We start from the raw sequence: 15860 nt of genomic DNA on the forward strand, positions 1-15860 counted from the left end.
TCTCCGAGGGTTTCTTTTGTTGTATAGGGCGCAATGGCCGGCGCAAGCGCTGCCTTCGGCTAGGCTTCGCGCCGTGCGAGGAAGAGCAGCCCGTGCACCGGCTGGCCGGCATCCTGCCGAATCACGCTTTTCTCGACGGCGAGGATGGCAAGGCCACTTTCTTCGGCCCTTTGGCGGATGAAGCGTTCCGGATGGGCATAGCGCAGTGACGGGCGCAGCAACGGTGCATCGCCCGTCCCGCCGTCCTCGACGGAAAAGGCGAAGACGCCGCCGGCCTTCAAGAGGCGCGCGGCGCTCGGAAAGACCTCGGCGAGGTCGCCGAGATACATCAGCACGTCGGCAGCGCCGACGAGGTCGGCCCGTTCCTCCGGCGCAGCGGCGAAAAGCCCGCTCTCTGCGGCCGGCAGCGACAGGTCGGCCTGCGCGAGATGGTCGTAGACCCCTTTCTCCTCCGCCTTGGCCAGCATGCCGGCGGAAAGGTCGAAACCCTCGAGCCGCCCGGCGCTGGCGCGCAGTTCCACACCGAGGAGGCCGGTGCCGCAGCCGATATCCGCGACGAGGCCGAAATATGCATCCTCGCCCGCATGCCGGCGCACCAGCCGGGCGAGCGTCTGCGGCACGGTATAGTCGAGCCGTTGCACGAGGGCGGTGTCGAAGCGGTCGGCATAGTCGTCGAAGAGCCGCTCGACATAGGCGGTGGAGGGCGCGGCGGGCGTTTCGGCAGCGCCCAGCACGGCCAGTTTCAGGCCGGCGCCGAAGATATCGGCCGGGTCGAGGGCGACGACCTTCTGAAGGGCGGCCGTCGCTGCCTCCTTCCGGCCCGATTTCTCCGCATATTCGGCGAGCCGGAACCAGCCGGCGGCCCAGGAGGGCACCTGTTCGAGCGCCTGTTCCATGAGTTCCGCAGCCTCCGCGAATTCGCCCGATTCCGCGAACATGCGGGCATAATCGGCGCGGCGGTCGGCGATGAGATCGCCGGAGGAGAAGTGCGGGCTCGTCATGGGGGCTCGAAAACGGAAAAACGGACGGCGCTACATGGCAGGGCCGCGGCAAAAGGCAAGCGAATTCTCGCGGGAGCCCCTTGCTTGCCGCGGAACCGGTGACGGCTTATCTGGATGGACACGAGTTTTTGGAGAATCAATCGATGTCGAATGGCGTGAACGGGTTCCTCGGCGACACACCGATCCGCGTGATCATCAAGCTTTTGATCCTGTCGGTGGCCGTGGGCTTCCTGATGTCGATCTTCGGGCTCTATCCGGACGACATCCTCTTTGCCGTGCGCGATTTCATCGTCGATCTGTGGAACACCGGCTTCAAGACGCTGGGCCGTCTGGGCGACTACCTGCTGCTCGGCGCCGTCATCGTCGTGCCCGTCTTCATCCTCATCCGCGTCCTGAGCTACCGTCGCTGACCATGATGTCCCGTCGTGCCTTTCTTGCCGCCTCCGCGGCGTCCGTCGCCGTGCTCGCCGCGGGCTGTTCCACCACCGGCGTTCTGACCCCGTCGGCCGGCACCGGCAGCGACCAGACGCCGGCCTCGCTCGCCTTCGTCAACAAGATCAGGACCGAACGCGGCCTCTCGCCGCTTTCCCTAGACAAGGCGGCGCAGCGCGCGGCCATGGACCAGGCAAGCCGCATGGCGAGCGCGGGCAGGATGGAGCACAATATCGGCTTCGGCGCGAATTTCCTGAAGCGCATGAAGGGCATGGAGGTGCCGCTGCCGGCAGCGGAAAACATCGCGGCCGGGCAGGACAGCGCGGCGGAAGCCTTCGATGCCTGGTATCGCTCGCCGAAGCACCTGGAAAACATGCTCGGAACGGGCTATCGCGGCCTGGGCGTCGCTGTCGTCTCCAATCCCGCGTCCGGCAACCGGCCCTATTGGGCGATGGTCCTGTCAAGCTGAGCGGGCTGATCCCTTCGAGATGATCGCCTGCGGAAGTCAGCCGGCCCGTAGTTTTTTGGACCGGGCCGGGGATTATCCCCGACCCGAGCGCTCGGCCCCTCAAAAGGGCTGGTCGAGCTGCGTGTCGATGTCGCGCGCATCAAGCGGCTTTCGGGGCCGTGCCGGCTTCAGGCGCGCAATGCGGTCGGGATTTTCCGCTGTCGGATTCTCGGGCACGGTGCCGGGCGGAAGCGTGTTTCGAGCGATGTCAGATTTGCTGGTTCGTTCCAATTCCTCGCTTGGATGCATGTCCGGGCGCAGAATGAGCCCGCTCCTTGCGAAGATCGACACTTCGCCTTCCTCCTCGCGCACATCCGCCCTGGCGCGCAGCCAGTGGGAATATTCGCGGCCTTCCGGGCGGCCTTCTTCTTCCCATATTTCATGGGCCCTTTGCCGGATCCGTTCGTTGTGATCATCCATGATATCGTCCCTTCCTGGCCTTTTTGGCCGTTATGGGCGGGATCGGTGCAGGCTACCGTCGATGCGAATCGGCTTTTGCCGAACACTCCACCCGCAGGAACGAAACCCTTCAGGAGGACTATGGTTCCCGTGTGGCGGTCAGAGGGCGCGATCGGCCCAATGGGCGGTGCGCGTGCCGCGAAGCGCGGAGATCGAGGCGATCTGCTCGCGATCACAAATGCGCGAGAGGCCTTTCACGATTCCGCCGGGCAGGGTCGGACCGGCATAGACCATACAGGAATAGAGCTGCACGAGGTTCGCGCCGGCGCGGATCTTCTCCGCTGCCGTCTCGGCGCTGGAGACGCCGCCGACGCCGATGATCGGCAGGCTTTCGCCGGCGCGCCGGCGCATCTTGGCGAGCACCACGGTTGATTTCTCGAAGAGCGGCTTGCCGGAAAGCCCGCCCGCCTCGCCGGCCTGGCGCGTGTCGCCGAGGCCTTCGCGCGACAGCGTGGTGTTGGACACGATGAGGCCGTCGAGCGGATGGGCGAGCGCCACTTCGGCGATGTCGTCGAGGCCCTCCTCGGTGAGGTCCGGCGCGATCTTCAGGAAGACCGGCACATGGCGGCCGAGTCTCGCCGCCTCCTCGGCGCGCGCGGCGAGCACGGCGGACAGCAGGGCATGCAGGCTTTCCTTGGCCTGCAGGTCGCGCAGGCCCGGCGTGTTGGGGGAGGAGATGTTGGCGGTGAAATAGTGTGCCACGTCGTAGAAGGTGCGGATGCCGGCGACATAGTCGGCGATGCGGTCGGCGCTGTCCTTGTTGGCGCCGATGTTCACGCCGATCAACGCATCGCGCCGGCAGGCCTTCAAGCGGTCCAGCGCCGCCGCATGGCCGGCATTGTTGAAGCCGAGGCGGTTGATGACGGCATCGTCCTGCACGAGGCGGAAGATGCGCGGCTTCGGATTGCCCTCCTGCGGGCGCGGGGTGACGGTGCCGATCTCGGTGAAGCCGAAGCCGAGGCGCAGGAGGGCCTCCGGCACTTCGGCGTTCTTGTCGTAGCCCGCGGCCATGCCGAGCGGGTTGGGGAAGGCAAGGCCGGCGACGGTCTGCGCGAGGCGCGGATCGGCCTTGGCCGGGCAGGCGGGCACGAGACCGGCCTTCAGCGCGGCGATCGACAGGCCATGCGCGGTTTCGGGATCGAAGAGGAAGAGGCCCTTGCGGCCGAGGGTGGAAAAGAGCGACATCAGAGCGGCATCTCCGGAAACTGGTGGGCGCCGTCCGGGCCGAGCGACAGGGGCTTTTCCCAGAGCACGGCGGAGAGCGGAAGGGCGGCGTAGAGATGGGGGAAGAGGTCGCCGCCGCGCGAGGGTTCGTAGACCAGCCTTTCGCCGAGCGCCTCGCCATCGACGGCGACGAGGAGGAGGTCGGTCTGGCCGGCGAAATGGCGGGCGGCCGTCTCCTTCGCCTGCACGGCGGTGGAGAAATGGATGAAACCGTCCGAGAGGTCGATGGCGGCGCCCTCGAAAATCCCGGCCGCCTTCGCCTTCTGCCACAGACTTGCCGGAACGATCTTGTAGATTGTTTTGGCCATCTCGTCCGTTCCTCCAATGGCTGCTGTTTTTCAACGGTAGCGCTTGCCGCAAAGAACGGCGAATGTCCACCGGCGACAGGCCCGCAAACCGGCTCTTGGAGGATTTTGCATGCGAATTCACGCTCTGCCTTTCATCTTCGTCGCCGCCCTCGTGGCGGGCTCCGCCCAGGCCGAGGGCGAGGGACGCTACCGCATGGAGAAGACGGACGGCGGTTTTGTCCGCCTCGACACCGCGACGGGCGAGGTTTCGCTGTGCCGGGAGCAGGAGGGCCAGATCGTCTGCCGCATGGCGGCGGATGAGCGCGCGGCCTTCGAACAGGAGCTCGACCTCCTCACCAAGCGCGTCGAGGCGCTGGAAAAAGGCGGCGTGACGGGCGAGACGGCCGCAAAACCGTCGCTACCCACGGATGAAGAGATTGACCGGACCATGACCATCATGGAAAAGATGATGCAAAGGTTCATGGGCATCGTGAAAAACCTGGAGGAGGGTGAGGAGGAAACCGCCCCCGGGAAGGACGCGATCCCGCAGAAGACCTGACGGACATTCTTCGCCGGCCAAGGCCGTGCTGTGTCCGTCGCGGGTCCGTCTACTCCGGGGAGGGAGCGCATGGCATCGGCACTCACGATCATCATCGCGGACGACCATCCGCTGTTCCGCGGCGCTTTGAAACAGGCGCTGACCGGAATGGCGGGCAATCCTGATATCGTCGAGGCCGGCGATTTCGAGGCGGCGCGCAAGGCGGCCGCCGACCATCCGAACGCCGACCTCATGCTGCTCGACCTCGCCATGCCCGGCGTCAGCGGCCTGTCCGGCCTGATCTCGCTGAGAGCGGAATTCCAGAGCCTTCCCGTCGTCATCGTCTCGGCGAGCGACGACCCGGTTACCATCCGTCGGGCCCTCGATCTCGGCGCATCCGGCTTCATCTCCAAATCCGCCTCCATCGAGGATATCCGCGAGGGCATAGGCTCGGTGCTGGAGGGCAATATCTACACGCCCGGCGGCTATGTGCGCGGGCCGGAGCAGGACAGCGAGGTGGCGGACCTGATCGCGCGCCTGCGTACGCTGACGCCTCAGCAGTCGCGCGTGCTCGCCATGCTCGCCGAAGGCCTGCTCAACAAGCAGATCGCCTATGAGCTCGGCGTCTCCGAGGCGACCATCAAGGCGCATGTCTCTGCCATCCTTCTGAAGCTCAACGTCGACAGCCGTACCCAGGCGGTCATCCAGCTCGGCAAGATCGGCAGCGCCCAGGCCGCCGCCTGAGACCTACTCCGCCGCTTCCCGCTGCGTCGTCGAAAGCTGCGTCAGCCAGGCCCGCATGGAGGCGGGGCGGACGGGCTTGTTCTGCACGAGGATAGTGTCGCGCTCGGCCTCGGCGCGCACGTCCGGCGTGCGGTCTGCGGTGACGAGCAGGGCCGGGACTTGCCGGCCGAGCGCCGCCCGGAGCTTTCCGATCGCGGCAATGCCGGTGCCGTCGTCGAGATGGTAGTCGGCGATGACCGCATCGAAGGCGGGGGTGCCGGCTGCGGCCAGCGCCTCGACCGCGGCCACCGATTCGGCGAGCGTCACCGCGCAGCCCCAGCCGGAGAGCAGCAGCCGCATGCCGTCGAGGATCTTCGGCTCGTTGTCGACGCAGAGGACGCGCAGCCCCTTGAGCGGTTCGTCGCTTGCCGGCAGCGCGGCGGGCTTGTCGGCGACGTGGCGGCTTGCGACGGCATCGATCGGCACGCGCACCTTGAAGCTGGTGCCGCGCCCCTGCGTCGATTGCAGCTCGACCGGATGCGACAGCACGCGCGAGATGCGATCGACGATGGAAAGCCCGAGCCCGAGGCCCGGTGCCGTGCGCGCACCCTCGTCGAGGCGGGCGAACTCCTTGAACACGGTGCGGAATTTCGAGGCGGGAATGCCGATGCCGGAATCCAGCACCTGGATATAGGCGTGCCCGCCCTTGCGCCGGACGCCGACGAGGACCTTTCCCGAATTGGTGTACTTGATGGCGTTCGAGACGAGGTTCTGCACGACGCGGCGCAGGAGGTTCGGGTCGGTGCGGATGGCGAGCGAGGAGGGGAGCACGGTGAATTTCAGGCTCTTCGCCCGCGCCATGGGCGCAAAATCGGTCTCGATGCGCTTCAGGAGGTCCTTCAGCGGCACCGTCTGCACGCGCGGCTTCATCGCGCCGGTGTCGAGGCGGGAAATGTCGAGCACGGCGCCGAGAATGGCTTCCACCGATTCCAGCGAGGAATCGATGTTGTGGATCATCTGGCGGTTCTCCGTCTCCCCGAGCCGTTCGACGAGGGAGGAGGAGTAAAGGCGGGCGGCGTTCAGCGGCTGGAGGATGTCGTGGCCGGCGGCCGCGAAGAAGCGCGTCTTGCTGATATTCGCCTCCTCGGCGGCCGCGCGCGCTTCGGCGAGTTCCGTGTTGACGCGCGTGAGCTCGGCGGTGCGCTGGGCGACGCGCTGTTCCAGCGTCTCGTTGACCTGCTTGAGGGCCCGGTCGGCCGCCACGCGGTCGGTGATGTCGGTATAGGTGGAGACGAAGCCCTTTTCCGGCATGGCATTGGTGCGCACCTCGATGATGCGCTCGCCGCCGGAAAGCACCAGCGCAAAGGGTTCGTCGAAGGTCATGGTGCGCGTCACCGCGGCCTCGCGGTCCTCCTCCGCGATATCGCCGCGCTCGACGAGGATTTCCACGATGTCGGAAAGCGGAAAGCCGACCTGGCCGACATATTCCGGCAGGTCGAGCAACTGGCGGAAACGGCGGTTCCAGACGGTGAGGTTGCCGGCGCTGTCGAAGACGGCGATGCCCTGGTCCATCTGGCCGAGCGCGGTCTGCAGCATGTCCTGGTTGTATTGCAGGGCCTCGCTGGCCTGGTCGAGCAGCCAGTCCGTATCCGTCGGCGTGTCATCGATGCGCTGGAGCACGAGCGACAGGACGAGGCGGGCGGAGGAGGAGCCGATGGCGCTGCCGAGCAGCTGTTCGGAAAAGTGCACGATGGCGGCATCGGCCGGCGAATTGTCCTCCAGCCAGCGACCGACCTGCCGCTCATAGGTATGGAAGGAACGCTGCATGCGCTCCTCGCCGAGATACTTTGCGATGGTGGTCTTGAGATCCTTGACCGTCACCTTGGTGCGCCGGCCGCGGAAGGCCCGTTCGAGACGCGGCTTGGGACGGATGAAGGTGCCGGCCTGGAGCCGTTCCAGCGAGGTCGGGTTGCGGGTGAGCGAGCCGATGACATAGGCGCCGATGTTCACCATCATGGCGAGCAGCGTGGCGTTGACCAGCGGGTCCGCGTTCTCGCCGGTGAAGATGGTCGCACCGGGGAACAGGAAGCCGAGCACGGTTTCGGCAATATAGGCATTGTCGGCGACGCCGATACTCGGCAGGAAGAGCAGGTAGGCCCAGACGACGAGGCCGGAGATCATGCCGGCCATGGCGCCGCGGGCATTGGCATTGCGCCAGAAGAGGCCGCCGAGCAGCGTCGGGGCGACCTGCGCCGCCGCGGCGAAGGCGAGCAGGCCCATCGAGGCGAGGCCGGCATTGGCGGTCGCGGCGCGGTAATAGGCATAGCCGAGCAGCAGCACGAAGAAGATCGCGAGCCGCCGGATGCGCAGCAGCATGCGTGACAGGTCGTCCTGCTGCTCGACGCCGCCGATGAGATTGCGCCGCAGCACGACCGGGATGACGATGTCGTTCGACACCATGATGGAGAGCGCCACCGAGGCGACGATGACCATGGCGGTGGCGGCGGAGAACCCGCCGATGAAGGCGATGAGCGTCAGGACGGGCTGGTCGAGCGCGAAGGGCAGGGTCAGCACGTAGAGGTCGGCATCGCCCTGGCCGTTGAAGGTGAGCACGCCGCCGATGGCGACGGGCAGCACGAATAGATTGATGGCGACGAGGTAGAGCGGGAAGAGGACGCCCGCCATGCGCAGCTCGCCGGCCGTGCGGTTCTCCACGACCGTGACGTGGAACTGGCGCGGCAGCATGACGATGGCGAAGGCGGAGAGCACGATGAGCAGGATCCAGCGCGCGACCGGCGTCTCGTAGGTCAGCGCCTGCATGACGCGTTCGTTTTCCGCCGCGCGCTGCCAGAGGTCGCCGAGCCCGTCGAACATGAAGTAGATGACGTAGATGCCGACGGACGCGATGGCGACGAGCTTGACCAGCGATTCCATCGAGATGGCGAGGATGAGGCCGTCCTGGTGCTCGGTGGCGTCCGTGTGGCGCGTGCCGAAGACGATGGCAAAGCAGGCAAGGAACAGCGTGACGACCAGCGGCAGGTCGATGAGGCCGCCGGAAGCGGCGATGCCGAAGCCGGTGGTATCGACCATGGCCGAGACGGAGCTCGAGACCGCCTTCAGCTGGAGCGCGATATAGGGAATGTAGCCGATCAGCGAGATGAGGGCGACGACGGCGGCAACGCCGGGATTCTTGCCGTAGCGCGCGGCGACGAAGTCGGCGATCGAGGTGAGGCGCTCGGATTTGGCCAGCGTCACGATGCGGCGCAGGAGCGGCATGCCGAGCGTGAACATCAGGATCGGGCCGATATAGATGCCGGCAAATTCGAGGCCGTTGGTCGTGGCGAGGCCCACGCCGCCGAAATAGGTCCAGGAGGTGCAATAGATCGCAAGGCTCAGCGCATAGACGAGCGGCCGGCCCTTCGATGTGCGGCCCGTGCGTTTTGCCTTCCGGTCACCGTAACTTGCGACTGCGAAGAGCAGGAGCAGATAGGCGAGCGCCAAGGCGAATATCAGCGAGCCCGGCATGCTTCCTCCCGCAGTCCTTCGGCCTTTCAAACGAGAATAGGCCAAAGCGGACGGGAAGGAAATTGCGTCGAAGGTCGAGGATGAAAGGGAGCGGTGTGTAACCCCGTCGATATTGATGGAACGCAGTTCCATCTCCATGAAAACTAATCTAGGTTGCTCGGGCTTTGCAGCAACAGGAGACCCTCATGCTCAATGAGTTCAAGGCGTTTATCGCCCGCGGCAATGTCATGGACCTCGCCGTGGGTGTCATCATCGGTGCAGCCTTCAACAAGATCGTCGAATCCGTCGTCAATGACCTCGTCATGCCGATCGTCGGTGCCTTGACCGGGGGCGGTTTCGACTTTTCCAACTACTTCCTGCCCCTGTCGAGCAATGTGACGGCCTCGTCGCTCGCCGCCGCCCGCGAGCAAGGCGCCGTTTTCGCCTATGGCAGCTTCATCACCGTATTCATCAACTTCCTCATCCTCGCCTGGATCATCTTCCTGATGATCAAGGGCGTGAACCGCATGCGCGCGTCGCTGGAGAAGGAAAAGGCTGCCGGTGCCGCCGAGCCCGCGCCGCCGCCGGAAGACGTGCTGCTTCTCACCGAGATCCGCGACCTCCTGAAGAGCCGTCCGGTCGCCTGAGGCATCCAAAGCTGTCTTGCAAAAGAAAGGCTCGGCTTGCCGGGCCTTTTATGGTGCGGGCCAGCCCGTCGCGCGGGCCTGCTCAAGCGTGGCGACGAGGGCATCGGCCGGTGAGAGGCCGAGACGCTCGCTCCGGCGCATGAGCCAGCCGGCATGCACGAGCCGGATTTCGACGGGAATATGCTCGATGCCGAGCGTGAGCGCGGCCGCCATGCGGTGCTTGCCGTTGGTATGGCGGATGAGGGTCCCGTCGGCGCCGATCGCCACGCCGATGTCCCGCTCGGCAAGGTCCTGCCAGAACGTGCGTGTCCAGCGGTGGCGCCGGCCGGTCTGGCCGCGCAGGCCGAGATCGGAATGCGGCACGATACCGTTCTTCTCGATGTCGGCGATGAGCGCCAGATAGTATTCGAAGAAATTGTCGAGCTTGTCGATCGTGTCGAGGGCGATGCGGTTGCGCTTGACCGTCGCGCCGCCCCTGATGCGCTCGGCATAGGCCTGGTAGCGTGCCCCCGCGCGAAAATCCTGCCGCGTTTCGACGAGTTCGACGATCTCCGCATGGGAAGAAGATTTGTCGAGCGGTTCGACGACGCGGCTCCAGTTGCTGCCGTCGAGGAAATGTGTGCCGATCCAGCGAAGCTGGCCACGATCGGAGATGTTGTCGCGCAGCCGGGTCGTCAGGCGTTTGGTGGCGACTGGGATCACCAGCTGTTCGCCGAAATGGAAGTGGGCCTGGGCGGCGAGGATGGCCGGGCCGCCCTCGCGGTCGAGCCGCCGGGTCGCGCGGTTGAACCGGCCGGTAAAGCCGACATGGGCCGCCGCGAAGTCGCGCATCGGCACCCAGTCGAGCGCCTTCTGGATGAGCGAGGGCACGGGAGGCCGCGCACCGGGCGGCACCCTTTGATAGACTGGTCCTGGAAAAGCCTGCTGGTCCGCCAACCTGTATTCGAGTCCGTTCCCGTGGCCGTCGGCGCAAGGGCTGGCAGACGGCAGCGCCATCCATGACAAATAAACGACGGCTTGCAAAGGCGTGGAATCGGTCAGCGCCGCCGGCGCCCGGAAAACCCGGGCATATCCGGGCTTTGCGTCGTCGGCCGGTCCGTTCGGGAACGTGCGGGGTGGCGTGCCCGATGCCTTGCCGCCGCGAATCAGGCCGTAGCGCCGGCCGTCTTCGTCTGGTGGATCTCGATGAGGCTCGGGCCCTTGCGGCCGCCTGCCTGCTCCAGCGCGGCCGGCAGGTCGCGCACGTCGGCGAGGCGTTCTGCGGGCACGCCATAGGCGGTGCCGATGGCGATGAAGTCGGGCGCGGAGGGTTTCACCCCTTCCGGCGTGATGCCGGCCTCGACCATGAAGTTCTCGATCTCCTGGTAGCCGTCATTGTTCCAGACGAGGAAGACGACGCGCGCGCCGGCATCCGCCGCCGAGCCGATCTCCGACAGGGAGAACTGCAGGCCGCCATCGCCGACAAGGCAGATGATCGGCGCATCCGGCTCGGCAAGGGCCGCGCCAATGGCGGCGGGCGGGGCAAAGCCGAGCGCGCCGTAGCCGGTCGCGGCGTTGAACCAGCTGCGCGGGCGCGTCGCGTCGCAATAGTAGTTGCCGGCATAGACGGCCTGGGTGGAGTCGCCCACGATGATCGCCTTCGGCAGCGTGCGCCAGATGGCATCGATGACGCCGATTTCCGCCTGCATCTTCGCCGTCAGCTCGCCCCAGGCCCCCTTGCGGGCCGTTTCGGCGCGTGCAGCGCCATTGCCTGTCGCCTTGTGGCCCTCGAGGAAGCCGAGCATGCCGGCCGCCGCCGTCTTGGCGCTGGAGAAGATCGAAAGCCCCGATTGCGGCGTGCGGGCAAGCTGGGCGGCGTCGATATCGATGCGGATCAGCGATTTCAGCCGCGGAAAGCCGTTGTCGACATTGATGTCATAGTCCGTCGGGCCGAATTCCGTGCCGAAGGCGACGACGAGGTCGGCATCGGCAAGCAGCCGGCGCACGGCCTTGAGGCTGGGGCTGGCCGGCACGCGCAGGGCACTTCCGGCAAGCATCCCGCGAGCATTGACGGTGGTGACGACGGGCGCGCCGATGCGCTCCGCAAGGGCGCGGATCTCCTCTTCCGCCGTCACCGCGCCGCCGCCGGCGAGGATGACGGGGCGCGAGGCATTGGTGCACAGGATGGCGGCGCGCTGCAGGGTTTCCGCATCGGCGCGCGGGCGCGTGGCGACCGCGGCGGGGAAGCTGCCGGTCTCGATGGGTTTCGCCATCACGTCGGTCGGAATTTCGATATGCACCGGGCCGGGGCGGCCGGACAGCAGCACGGCAAAGGCGCGTTCCATGACGAGCGGCAGGTCGGCGGGATTGAGCAGCGTGTGCGAATAGAGGGCGAGCGTCTTCATCATGCCCTGCTGGTCCGGCAATTCGTGCAGCAGGCCGCGGCCGTGGCCGAGCGAATCGCGCCGGTTGACGCCGGATATGACCAGCATGGGCACGGAATCCTGCCGCGCCTGCGCCATCGCCGTGATGGTGTTGGTAAGGCCGGGGCCGGTGATGACCAGCGCGACGCCCGGCTTGCCGGAAACGCGCGCATACCCGTCCGCCATGAAGCCGGCGCCCTGTTCGTGGCGCGGCGTGATATGGCGGATCTTCGCGGCGGCAAGGCCCCGATAGAGCTCGACCGTATGCACGCCCGGAATGCCGAACACGACCTCGACGCCGTTCGCCTCCAGGAGGTCGACGAGAACTTCCCCGACGGTTTTCGTGCTCATGCGCGGCGCTCCTTCGGCATGGTGGAACGGGTTGCGAGCGCGGTGATGCGCCGGCAGGCCTCGTCGATATGGGCATCGGGCACGGTCAGGCTGAGGCGGATGAAGCCTTCCGCCTCCTCGCCGAAGGAGGAACCCGGCATGACCGCGACACGTTCCTCGCGCAGGAGTGCCCAGGCGAAATCCTCGCCGCTCATGCCCGTTTCGGAAACGTCGACGACGATGAACATGCCGGCCTCCGGCGGCAACGGCACGAGGCCGGGTGCGCGCGACAGGGCTTCGGCGAAGCGGGCGGCACGCGCCTTGTAGCTCTGGCGCATCGTCGCGGCGGTCGAGATCGGGTTGTCGAGCGCATAGGCCGTCATGTCGGCGATGAAGGGCTGGCCGCCGAACAGCATCGTCTCGGAAACCGAGAGCAGCCGCGTGCAGAATTCCGCCGGGCCGATCGCCCAGCCGCTGCGGAAGCCCGGCGCGGCGTGGGATTTCGAGATGGAGGAGACGACGATGGTGCGCTCGGCAAGGTCGGGATTGTCGAAGGGGGAGGCGAAGGCCGCGCCGAAGACGAGCTCTTCATAGACCTCGTCGCAGACGATCCACAGGTCGTGCCTGCGGCAGACGGCGCCGATCTCGGCGATCTCGGTGGCGCTCAGCACCGCGCCCGTCGGGTTGTGTGGCGTGTTGAGCAGCAGTACCCGGCAGGCCGGCGTGATGGCGGCTTCGAGGTCGGCCGCCTTCATGTGGAAGCCGTTTTCCGGGCGCAGCGGCACGGCGATGCGCTCGGCGCCGGTGGCGCGGATGACGCCCTCGTAGGTGGCATAGAGCGGATCGCCGACGAGCACCGCATCGCCCGCTTCCACGAGGCCGAGCATGACGGCGAAGAGGGCGGTCTGGGTGCCGGGGAAGCAGAGCACGTTGGCGGAGGCCACGTCGCAGCGGCGCTTCTGGTACTTGCGCACCAGCGCGTCGACCACGGAGGGTTCGCCGCGGCCATTGGAATAGCGGTAGCGGCCGGCATGCATGGTGCGCGCGGCCTCGGCCAGCAGCGCCGGGTCCGGCGACACGTCCGGCTCGCCGATGGTCAGCTCGATGACCGCCGCGCCTTCGGCCTTCATGCGTCGCGCCTCGGCGTGGATGGCCCATTTTTCAGAGCCGAGATTGGCAAGCCGATCTGTGATGGATGCATAGCGCATGGCCGTCCTCCGCATTTCCATTGGGTGTCGTTTATCGGTCGGTGCCTGCGGCATCGACCGGTCTCAGGCGCAGCCCGAGCAGGGTTTCGATCGAGGTCAGCGCGATCTCGACGAGCTCGCTTTCCCCGAAAAGCTCGCCGGCCAGGCAGCCTTCCAGCCAGAGTCCGTCGAGCAGGCCGTTGATCGCGATGGCGAGCCTGCGGCAGCGCTCCGGCGAGGCGTCCGCGCCGCGCGCGGCAAGAAAGTCGCCGAGCAGGCCCTCCAGCGCGTTGCGGAAGCTCAGATAGCCCTCGCGGTGGATGGCGGCGAGTTCCGGATCGACGCTGACGCGGCTGATGAACGAGGCCCAGAGCGAGAGGCTTCGGCTGTTGGCGACCGGTTCCGTCAGGTTGATGACGATGAAGTCCCGCAGCCGCGTTTCCGGATCGCCCGTCACCCGCTCGGCCTTTTCGGTGAGCCGGGCGATGACGACCCGATAGGCCTCCTGCAGGATGTGCTCCTTGGACTGGAAGTAATGCCGGATGAGTCCCGCCGTCACGCCCGCCTTGATGGCGATCTGCCGGACCGTCGCGCCCTCCAGGCCGTATTCCGCGATGCAGTCGAGCGTCGCCTCGATCAGGTCGTGGCGGCGTTCGGCCTCGGGGGCGCGATGGAAGGTCCGGCGGGCCATGGTTCCTCTCTAGTCTCTGCGCAATTCCGAACGCAAGGCTGCCCCCTTCCGCTGGAGCTGTTTCAGGCCGCGCGGCGCAGCACCGGCCGCGTCAGGCAAGTCGGCCCGCCCTCGCAGGCGATGCACAGCGCGTCGGCCTCGAAGGTTTCCACCGTGCAGCCGGCCGCTTCCATCGCCGCCTTGGTGGCCGGGAAGCCTTCGACCATGATGACCTCGTAGGGCCGGGTCGGCAGCACGTTGAGCGACAGGCCGTTGCTGGCGTGGAATTCGTCGGCCGGCGCCTCGATCAGGCGGATGCCGCGCTTCTTGAGCAGCTGGTAGAAGGCGGCCGGCAGCAGCGGGGCGAAGACGAGGGCAAGGTCGTCCGCCAGCGGGCTCATCACGCTCATCAGGTGGAGGCAGGCTTCCTCGCCCTGCCAGAGCGGCAGGTCGTAGGCGAGAACCGTGACGCCGTGCGGGCCAAGGATCTTCGTGATCTGGTCGATGCCTTCCTGGTTGGTGCGCACGCCGCGGCCGATGACGAGCGTCTTCGCATCGAGCCAGATGCAGTCGCCGCCCTCCACGGTGCCGTCGCCCTCGATGCGGCCGAGGATCGGGATCTGGCGTTCGGCATAGGCCTTTTCGTGCAGCGCGGTTTCGGCGACGCGCAACGGCTTGCCCATGCGCAGGAGGATCGCGCCGTGATCGGACATCAGCGAGGGATCATGGGTGAACATGGCGTCGGCAAGCCCGTCGCCCTCGTCCTCCAGCCAGATGATCTCGGTGCCGGATTTTTCCACGAGCTCGGCGAAGGCCTTGTACTGGTGGACCGCGCGGGCGCCGTCGAAGGTCGGGCCGTAATGCCACTTGGCGGCATCGGCGCCCCTCAGGCTCTCGCCGGGGCGGCGCATCAGAACACGCATCAGGGGGGCCGACATTTCCTGCGAACCGTAGGCGGTCATTCACTGCTCCTAAGGGAAAATCATCTTGGACGGGCGCTGCCGGAAAAGTCAGCGATGCGCCTATTATACGCTTGAATAATTTCTTAACAAGTGCCACGATGCATTCCATAAGACGACACGACGGGCCGAAGATGCCCGCGGGAACGCTGAAAAACAGGGGAATTTGGCATGGGTCATGCATCGATTTTCCGCGCGCTGGAGACGGCTCCGCGATGACGGAACGCGCCGAGGCAATCGCGGTCAGGGACCTGCACAAGCGCTTCGGGCCGCTTGACGTTCTCAAGGGTGTTTCGCTGACCGCGCATGAGGGCGACGTGATCGCCATCATCGGCGGTTCGGGTTCGGGCAAGTCCACCTTCCTTCGCTGCATCAACATGCTGGAAATGCCGAGTGCCGGTTCGGTGACCATCCACGGCGAGACGATCGCCATGAAGAACGACGGCCACGGCGGCATGATGCCGGCCGATCGCAAGCAGGTGCAGCGCCTGCGCTCGCGTCTCGGCATGGTGTTCCAGAGCTTCAATCTCTGGCAGCACATGACCATCCTGGAAAACGTCATCGAGGCACCCGTCCATGTGCTCGGCGTGAGGAAGGACGAGGCGATCGAGCGGGCCGAGACGTTGCTGCGCCGTGTCGGGCTCCACGAAAAGCGCGATGCCTATCCGGCCTTCCTCTCCGGCGGCCAGCAGCAGCGCGCGGCCATCGCCCGGGCGCTCGCCATCCAGCCCCATGTCATGCTCTTCGACGAGCCCACCTCCGCGCTCGATCCGGAGCTGGTCGGCGAGGTGCTCTCCGTCATCGGCGATCTTGCCAAGGAAAAGCGCACGATGATCCTCGTGACGCACGAGATGAAATTCGCGCGCAATGTCGCGAGCCACGTCGTCTTCCTGGCGAACGGGGTCATCGAGGAGCAGGGCCCGCCGGACGAACTGTTCGGGTCGCCGAAATCGGAGCGGCTGAAGAAGTTCATCAGCTCCATCCACTGA

General features: G+C 66.4%; 16 protein-coding genes. 6 read left to right on the plus strand and 10 right to left on the minus strand.

Annotation, left to right across the window (positions count from 1 at the left end; all coding sequences use genetic code 11):
* Positions 1-59: 59 nt before the first annotated feature.
* On the minus strand, positions 60-1001 hold the full coding sequence (locus MUU56_RS11210) for a class I SAM-dependent methyltransferase (protein WP_244767387.1): 942 nt from the start codon (positions 999-1001) through the stop codon (positions 60-62).
* A 143-nt stretch (positions 1002-1144) separates the two neighbouring features.
* On the opposite strand from MUU56_RS11210, the gene MUU56_RS11215 reads away from it, so the two are divergent.
* Positions 1145-1411, plus strand: coding sequence for a DUF6460 domain-containing protein (locus MUU56_RS11215; protein WP_023512405.1), 267 nt, complete (start codon positions 1145-1147; stop codon positions 1409-1411).
* A 2-nt stretch (positions 1412-1413) separates the two neighbouring features.
* Positions 1414-1902 (plus strand): CAP domain-containing protein, encoded by a 489-nt coding sequence (locus MUU56_RS11220; RefSeq protein ID WP_284218428.1) that lies wholly within the window; start codon positions 1414-1416, stop codon positions 1900-1902.
* A 99-nt stretch (positions 1903-2001) separates the two neighbouring features.
* On the opposite strand, the gene MUU56_RS11225 is transcribed toward MUU56_RS11220, so the two are convergent.
* The 3 genes from MUU56_RS11225 to MUU56_RS11235 form a co-directional block, all read right to left on the minus strand.
* Positions 2002-2361 (minus strand): DUF2934 domain-containing protein, encoded by a 360-nt coding sequence (locus MUU56_RS11225; RefSeq protein WP_244767389.1) that lies wholly within the window; start codon positions 2359-2361, stop codon positions 2002-2004.
* A gap of 138 nt (positions 2362-2499) precedes the next feature.
* Positions 2500-3588 carry a quinone-dependent dihydroorotate dehydrogenase gene (locus tag MUU56_RS11230; protein ID WP_398430418.1) on the minus strand — a complete coding sequence of 363 codons (1089 nt, stop codon included), beginning with the start codon at positions 3586-3588 and terminating at the stop codon, positions 2500-2502.
* The gene (locus MUU56_RS11235) at positions 3585-3932 is read right to left on the minus strand and encodes a DUF952 domain-containing protein (RefSeq protein WP_244767391.1); all 348 of its coding nucleotides are present in this window, start codon (positions 3930-3932) and stop codon (positions 3585-3587) included. Before MUU56_RS11235 ends, MUU56_RS11230 begins: the two co-directional genes overlap by 4 nt.
* A gap of 109 nt (positions 3933-4041) precedes the next feature.
* On the opposite strand from MUU56_RS11235, the gene MUU56_RS11240 reads away from it, so the two are divergent.
* Together MUU56_RS11240 and MUU56_RS11245 are read left to right on the plus strand one after the other, a co-directional pair.
* The gene (locus tag MUU56_RS11240; protein WP_244767392.1) at positions 4042-4470 is read left to right on the plus strand and encodes a hypothetical protein; all 429 of its coding nucleotides are present in this window, start codon (positions 4042-4044) and stop codon (positions 4468-4470) included.
* Between the two features lie 69 nt (positions 4471-4539).
* A complete protein-coding gene (locus MUU56_RS11245; RefSeq protein ID WP_244767393.1) occupies positions 4540-5193 on the plus strand; it encodes a response regulator in 654 nt (217 codons plus the stop codon).
* A 3-nt stretch (positions 5194-5196) separates the two neighbouring features.
* Here MUU56_RS11245 and MUU56_RS11250 read toward each other — a convergent pair whose 3' ends face one another.
* The gene (locus MUU56_RS11250) at positions 5197-8697 is read right to left on the minus strand and encodes a PAS domain-containing hybrid sensor histidine kinase/response regulator (RefSeq protein ID WP_244767394.1); all 3501 of its coding nucleotides are present in this window, start codon (positions 8695-8697) and stop codon (positions 5197-5199) included.
* A 185-nt stretch (positions 8698-8882) separates the two neighbouring features.
* On the opposite strand from MUU56_RS11250, the gene mscL reads away from it, so the two are divergent.
* A complete protein-coding gene (mscL, locus tag MUU56_RS11255; protein WP_064332380.1) occupies positions 8883-9323 on the plus strand; it encodes a large conductance mechanosensitive channel protein MscL in 441 nt (146 codons plus the stop codon).
* A gap of 48 nt (positions 9324-9371) precedes the next feature.
* On the opposite strand, the gene MUU56_RS11260 is transcribed toward mscL, so the two are convergent.
* The 5 genes from MUU56_RS11260 to MUU56_RS11280 all read right to left on the minus strand — a co-directional run bounded on the left by MUU56_RS11260 (position 9372) and on the right by MUU56_RS11280 (position 14874).
* Complete coding sequence (locus MUU56_RS11260; RefSeq protein WP_244767395.1) at positions 9372-10193, minus strand: hypothetical protein; 822 nt, start codon at positions 10191-10193, stop codon at positions 9372-9374.
* A 275-nt stretch (positions 10194-10468) separates the two neighbouring features.
* Positions 10469-12076, minus strand: coding sequence for a 5-guanidino-2-oxopentanoate decarboxylase (locus tag MUU56_RS11265; RefSeq protein ID WP_244767396.1), 1608 nt, complete (start codon positions 12074-12076; stop codon positions 10469-10471).
* Positions 12073-13263, minus strand: a complete 1191-nt coding sequence (locus tag MUU56_RS11270) for a pyridoxal phosphate-dependent aminotransferase (RefSeq protein WP_244767397.1) — start codon at positions 13261-13263, stop codon at positions 12073-12075. The genes MUU56_RS11265 and MUU56_RS11270 overlap by 4 nt, the downstream gene beginning before the upstream one ends.
* Before the next feature lie 31 nt (positions 13264-13294).
* Positions 13295-13933, minus strand: a complete 639-nt coding sequence (locus MUU56_RS11275; RefSeq protein WP_244767398.1) for a TetR family transcriptional regulator C-terminal domain-containing protein — start codon at positions 13931-13933, stop codon at positions 13295-13297.
* 62 nt (positions 13934-13995) lie between these two features.
* Positions 13996-14874, minus strand: coding sequence for a dimethylarginine dimethylaminohydrolase family protein (locus MUU56_RS11280; RefSeq protein WP_244767399.1), 879 nt, complete (start codon positions 14872-14874; stop codon positions 13996-13998).
* 212 nt (positions 14875-15086) lie between these two features.
* Here MUU56_RS11280 and MUU56_RS11285 point away from each other — a divergent pair, with 212 nt between their 5' ends.
* On the plus strand, positions 15087-15860 hold the full coding sequence (locus MUU56_RS11285) for an ABC transporter ATP-binding protein (RefSeq protein WP_244767400.1): 774 nt from the start codon (positions 15087-15089) through the stop codon (positions 15858-15860).

The sequence above is a fragment of the Shinella yambaruensis genome, assembly GCF_022899355.1.
Taxonomy (GTDB): domain Bacteria; phylum Pseudomonadota; class Alphaproteobacteria; order Rhizobiales; family Rhizobiaceae; genus Shinella; species Shinella yambaruensis.

Coding starts and splice junctions, on each gene's coding strand:
- MUU56_RS11265 (WP_244767396.1), bottom strand. CDS start 12,076: ATGAGCACGAAAACCGTCGGGGAAGTTCTCGTCGACCTCCTGGAGGCG.
- MUU56_RS11210 (WP_244767387.1), bottom strand. CDS start 1,001: ATGACGAGCCCGCACTTCTCCTCCGGCGATCTCATCGCCGACCGCCGC.
- MUU56_RS11240 (WP_244767392.1), top strand. CDS start 4,042: ATGCGAATTCACGCTCTGCCTTTCATCTTCGTCGCCGCCCTCGTGGCG.
- MUU56_RS11250 (WP_244767394.1), bottom strand. CDS start 8,697: ATGCCGGGCTCGCTGATATTCGCCTTGGCGCTCGCCTATCTGCTCCTG.
- MUU56_RS11235 (WP_244767391.1), bottom strand. CDS start 3,932: ATGGCCAAAACAATCTACAAGATCGTTCCGGCAAGTCTGTGGCAGAAG.
- MUU56_RS11285 (WP_244767400.1), top strand. CDS start 15,087: ATGACGGAACGCGCCGAGGCAATCGCGGTCAGGGACCTGCACAAGCGC.
- mscL (WP_064332380.1), top strand. CDS start 8,883: ATGCTCAATGAGTTCAAGGCGTTTATCGCCCGCGGCAATGTCATGGAC.
- MUU56_RS11275 (WP_244767398.1), bottom strand. CDS start 13,933: ATGGCCCGCCGGACCTTCCATCGCGCCCCCGAGGCCGAACGCCGCCAC.
- MUU56_RS11225 (WP_244767389.1), bottom strand. CDS start 2,361: ATGGATGATCACAACGAACGGATCCGGCAAAGGGCCCATGAAATATGG.
- MUU56_RS11215 (WP_023512405.1), top strand. CDS start 1,145: ATGTCGAATGGCGTGAACGGGTTCCTCGGCGACACACCGATCCGCGTG.
- MUU56_RS11270 (WP_244767397.1), bottom strand. CDS start 13,263: ATGCGCTATGCATCCATCACAGATCGGCTTGCCAATCTCGGCTCTGAA.
- MUU56_RS11280 (WP_244767399.1), bottom strand. CDS start 14,874: ATGACCGCCTACGGTTCGCAGGAAATGTCGGCCCCCCTGATGCGTGTT.
- MUU56_RS11245 (WP_244767393.1), top strand. CDS start 4,540: ATGGCATCGGCACTCACGATCATCATCGCGGACGACCATCCGCTGTTC.
- MUU56_RS11220 (WP_284218428.1), top strand. CDS start 1,414: ATGATGTCCCGTCGTGCCTTTCTTGCCGCCTCCGCGGCGTCCGTCGCC.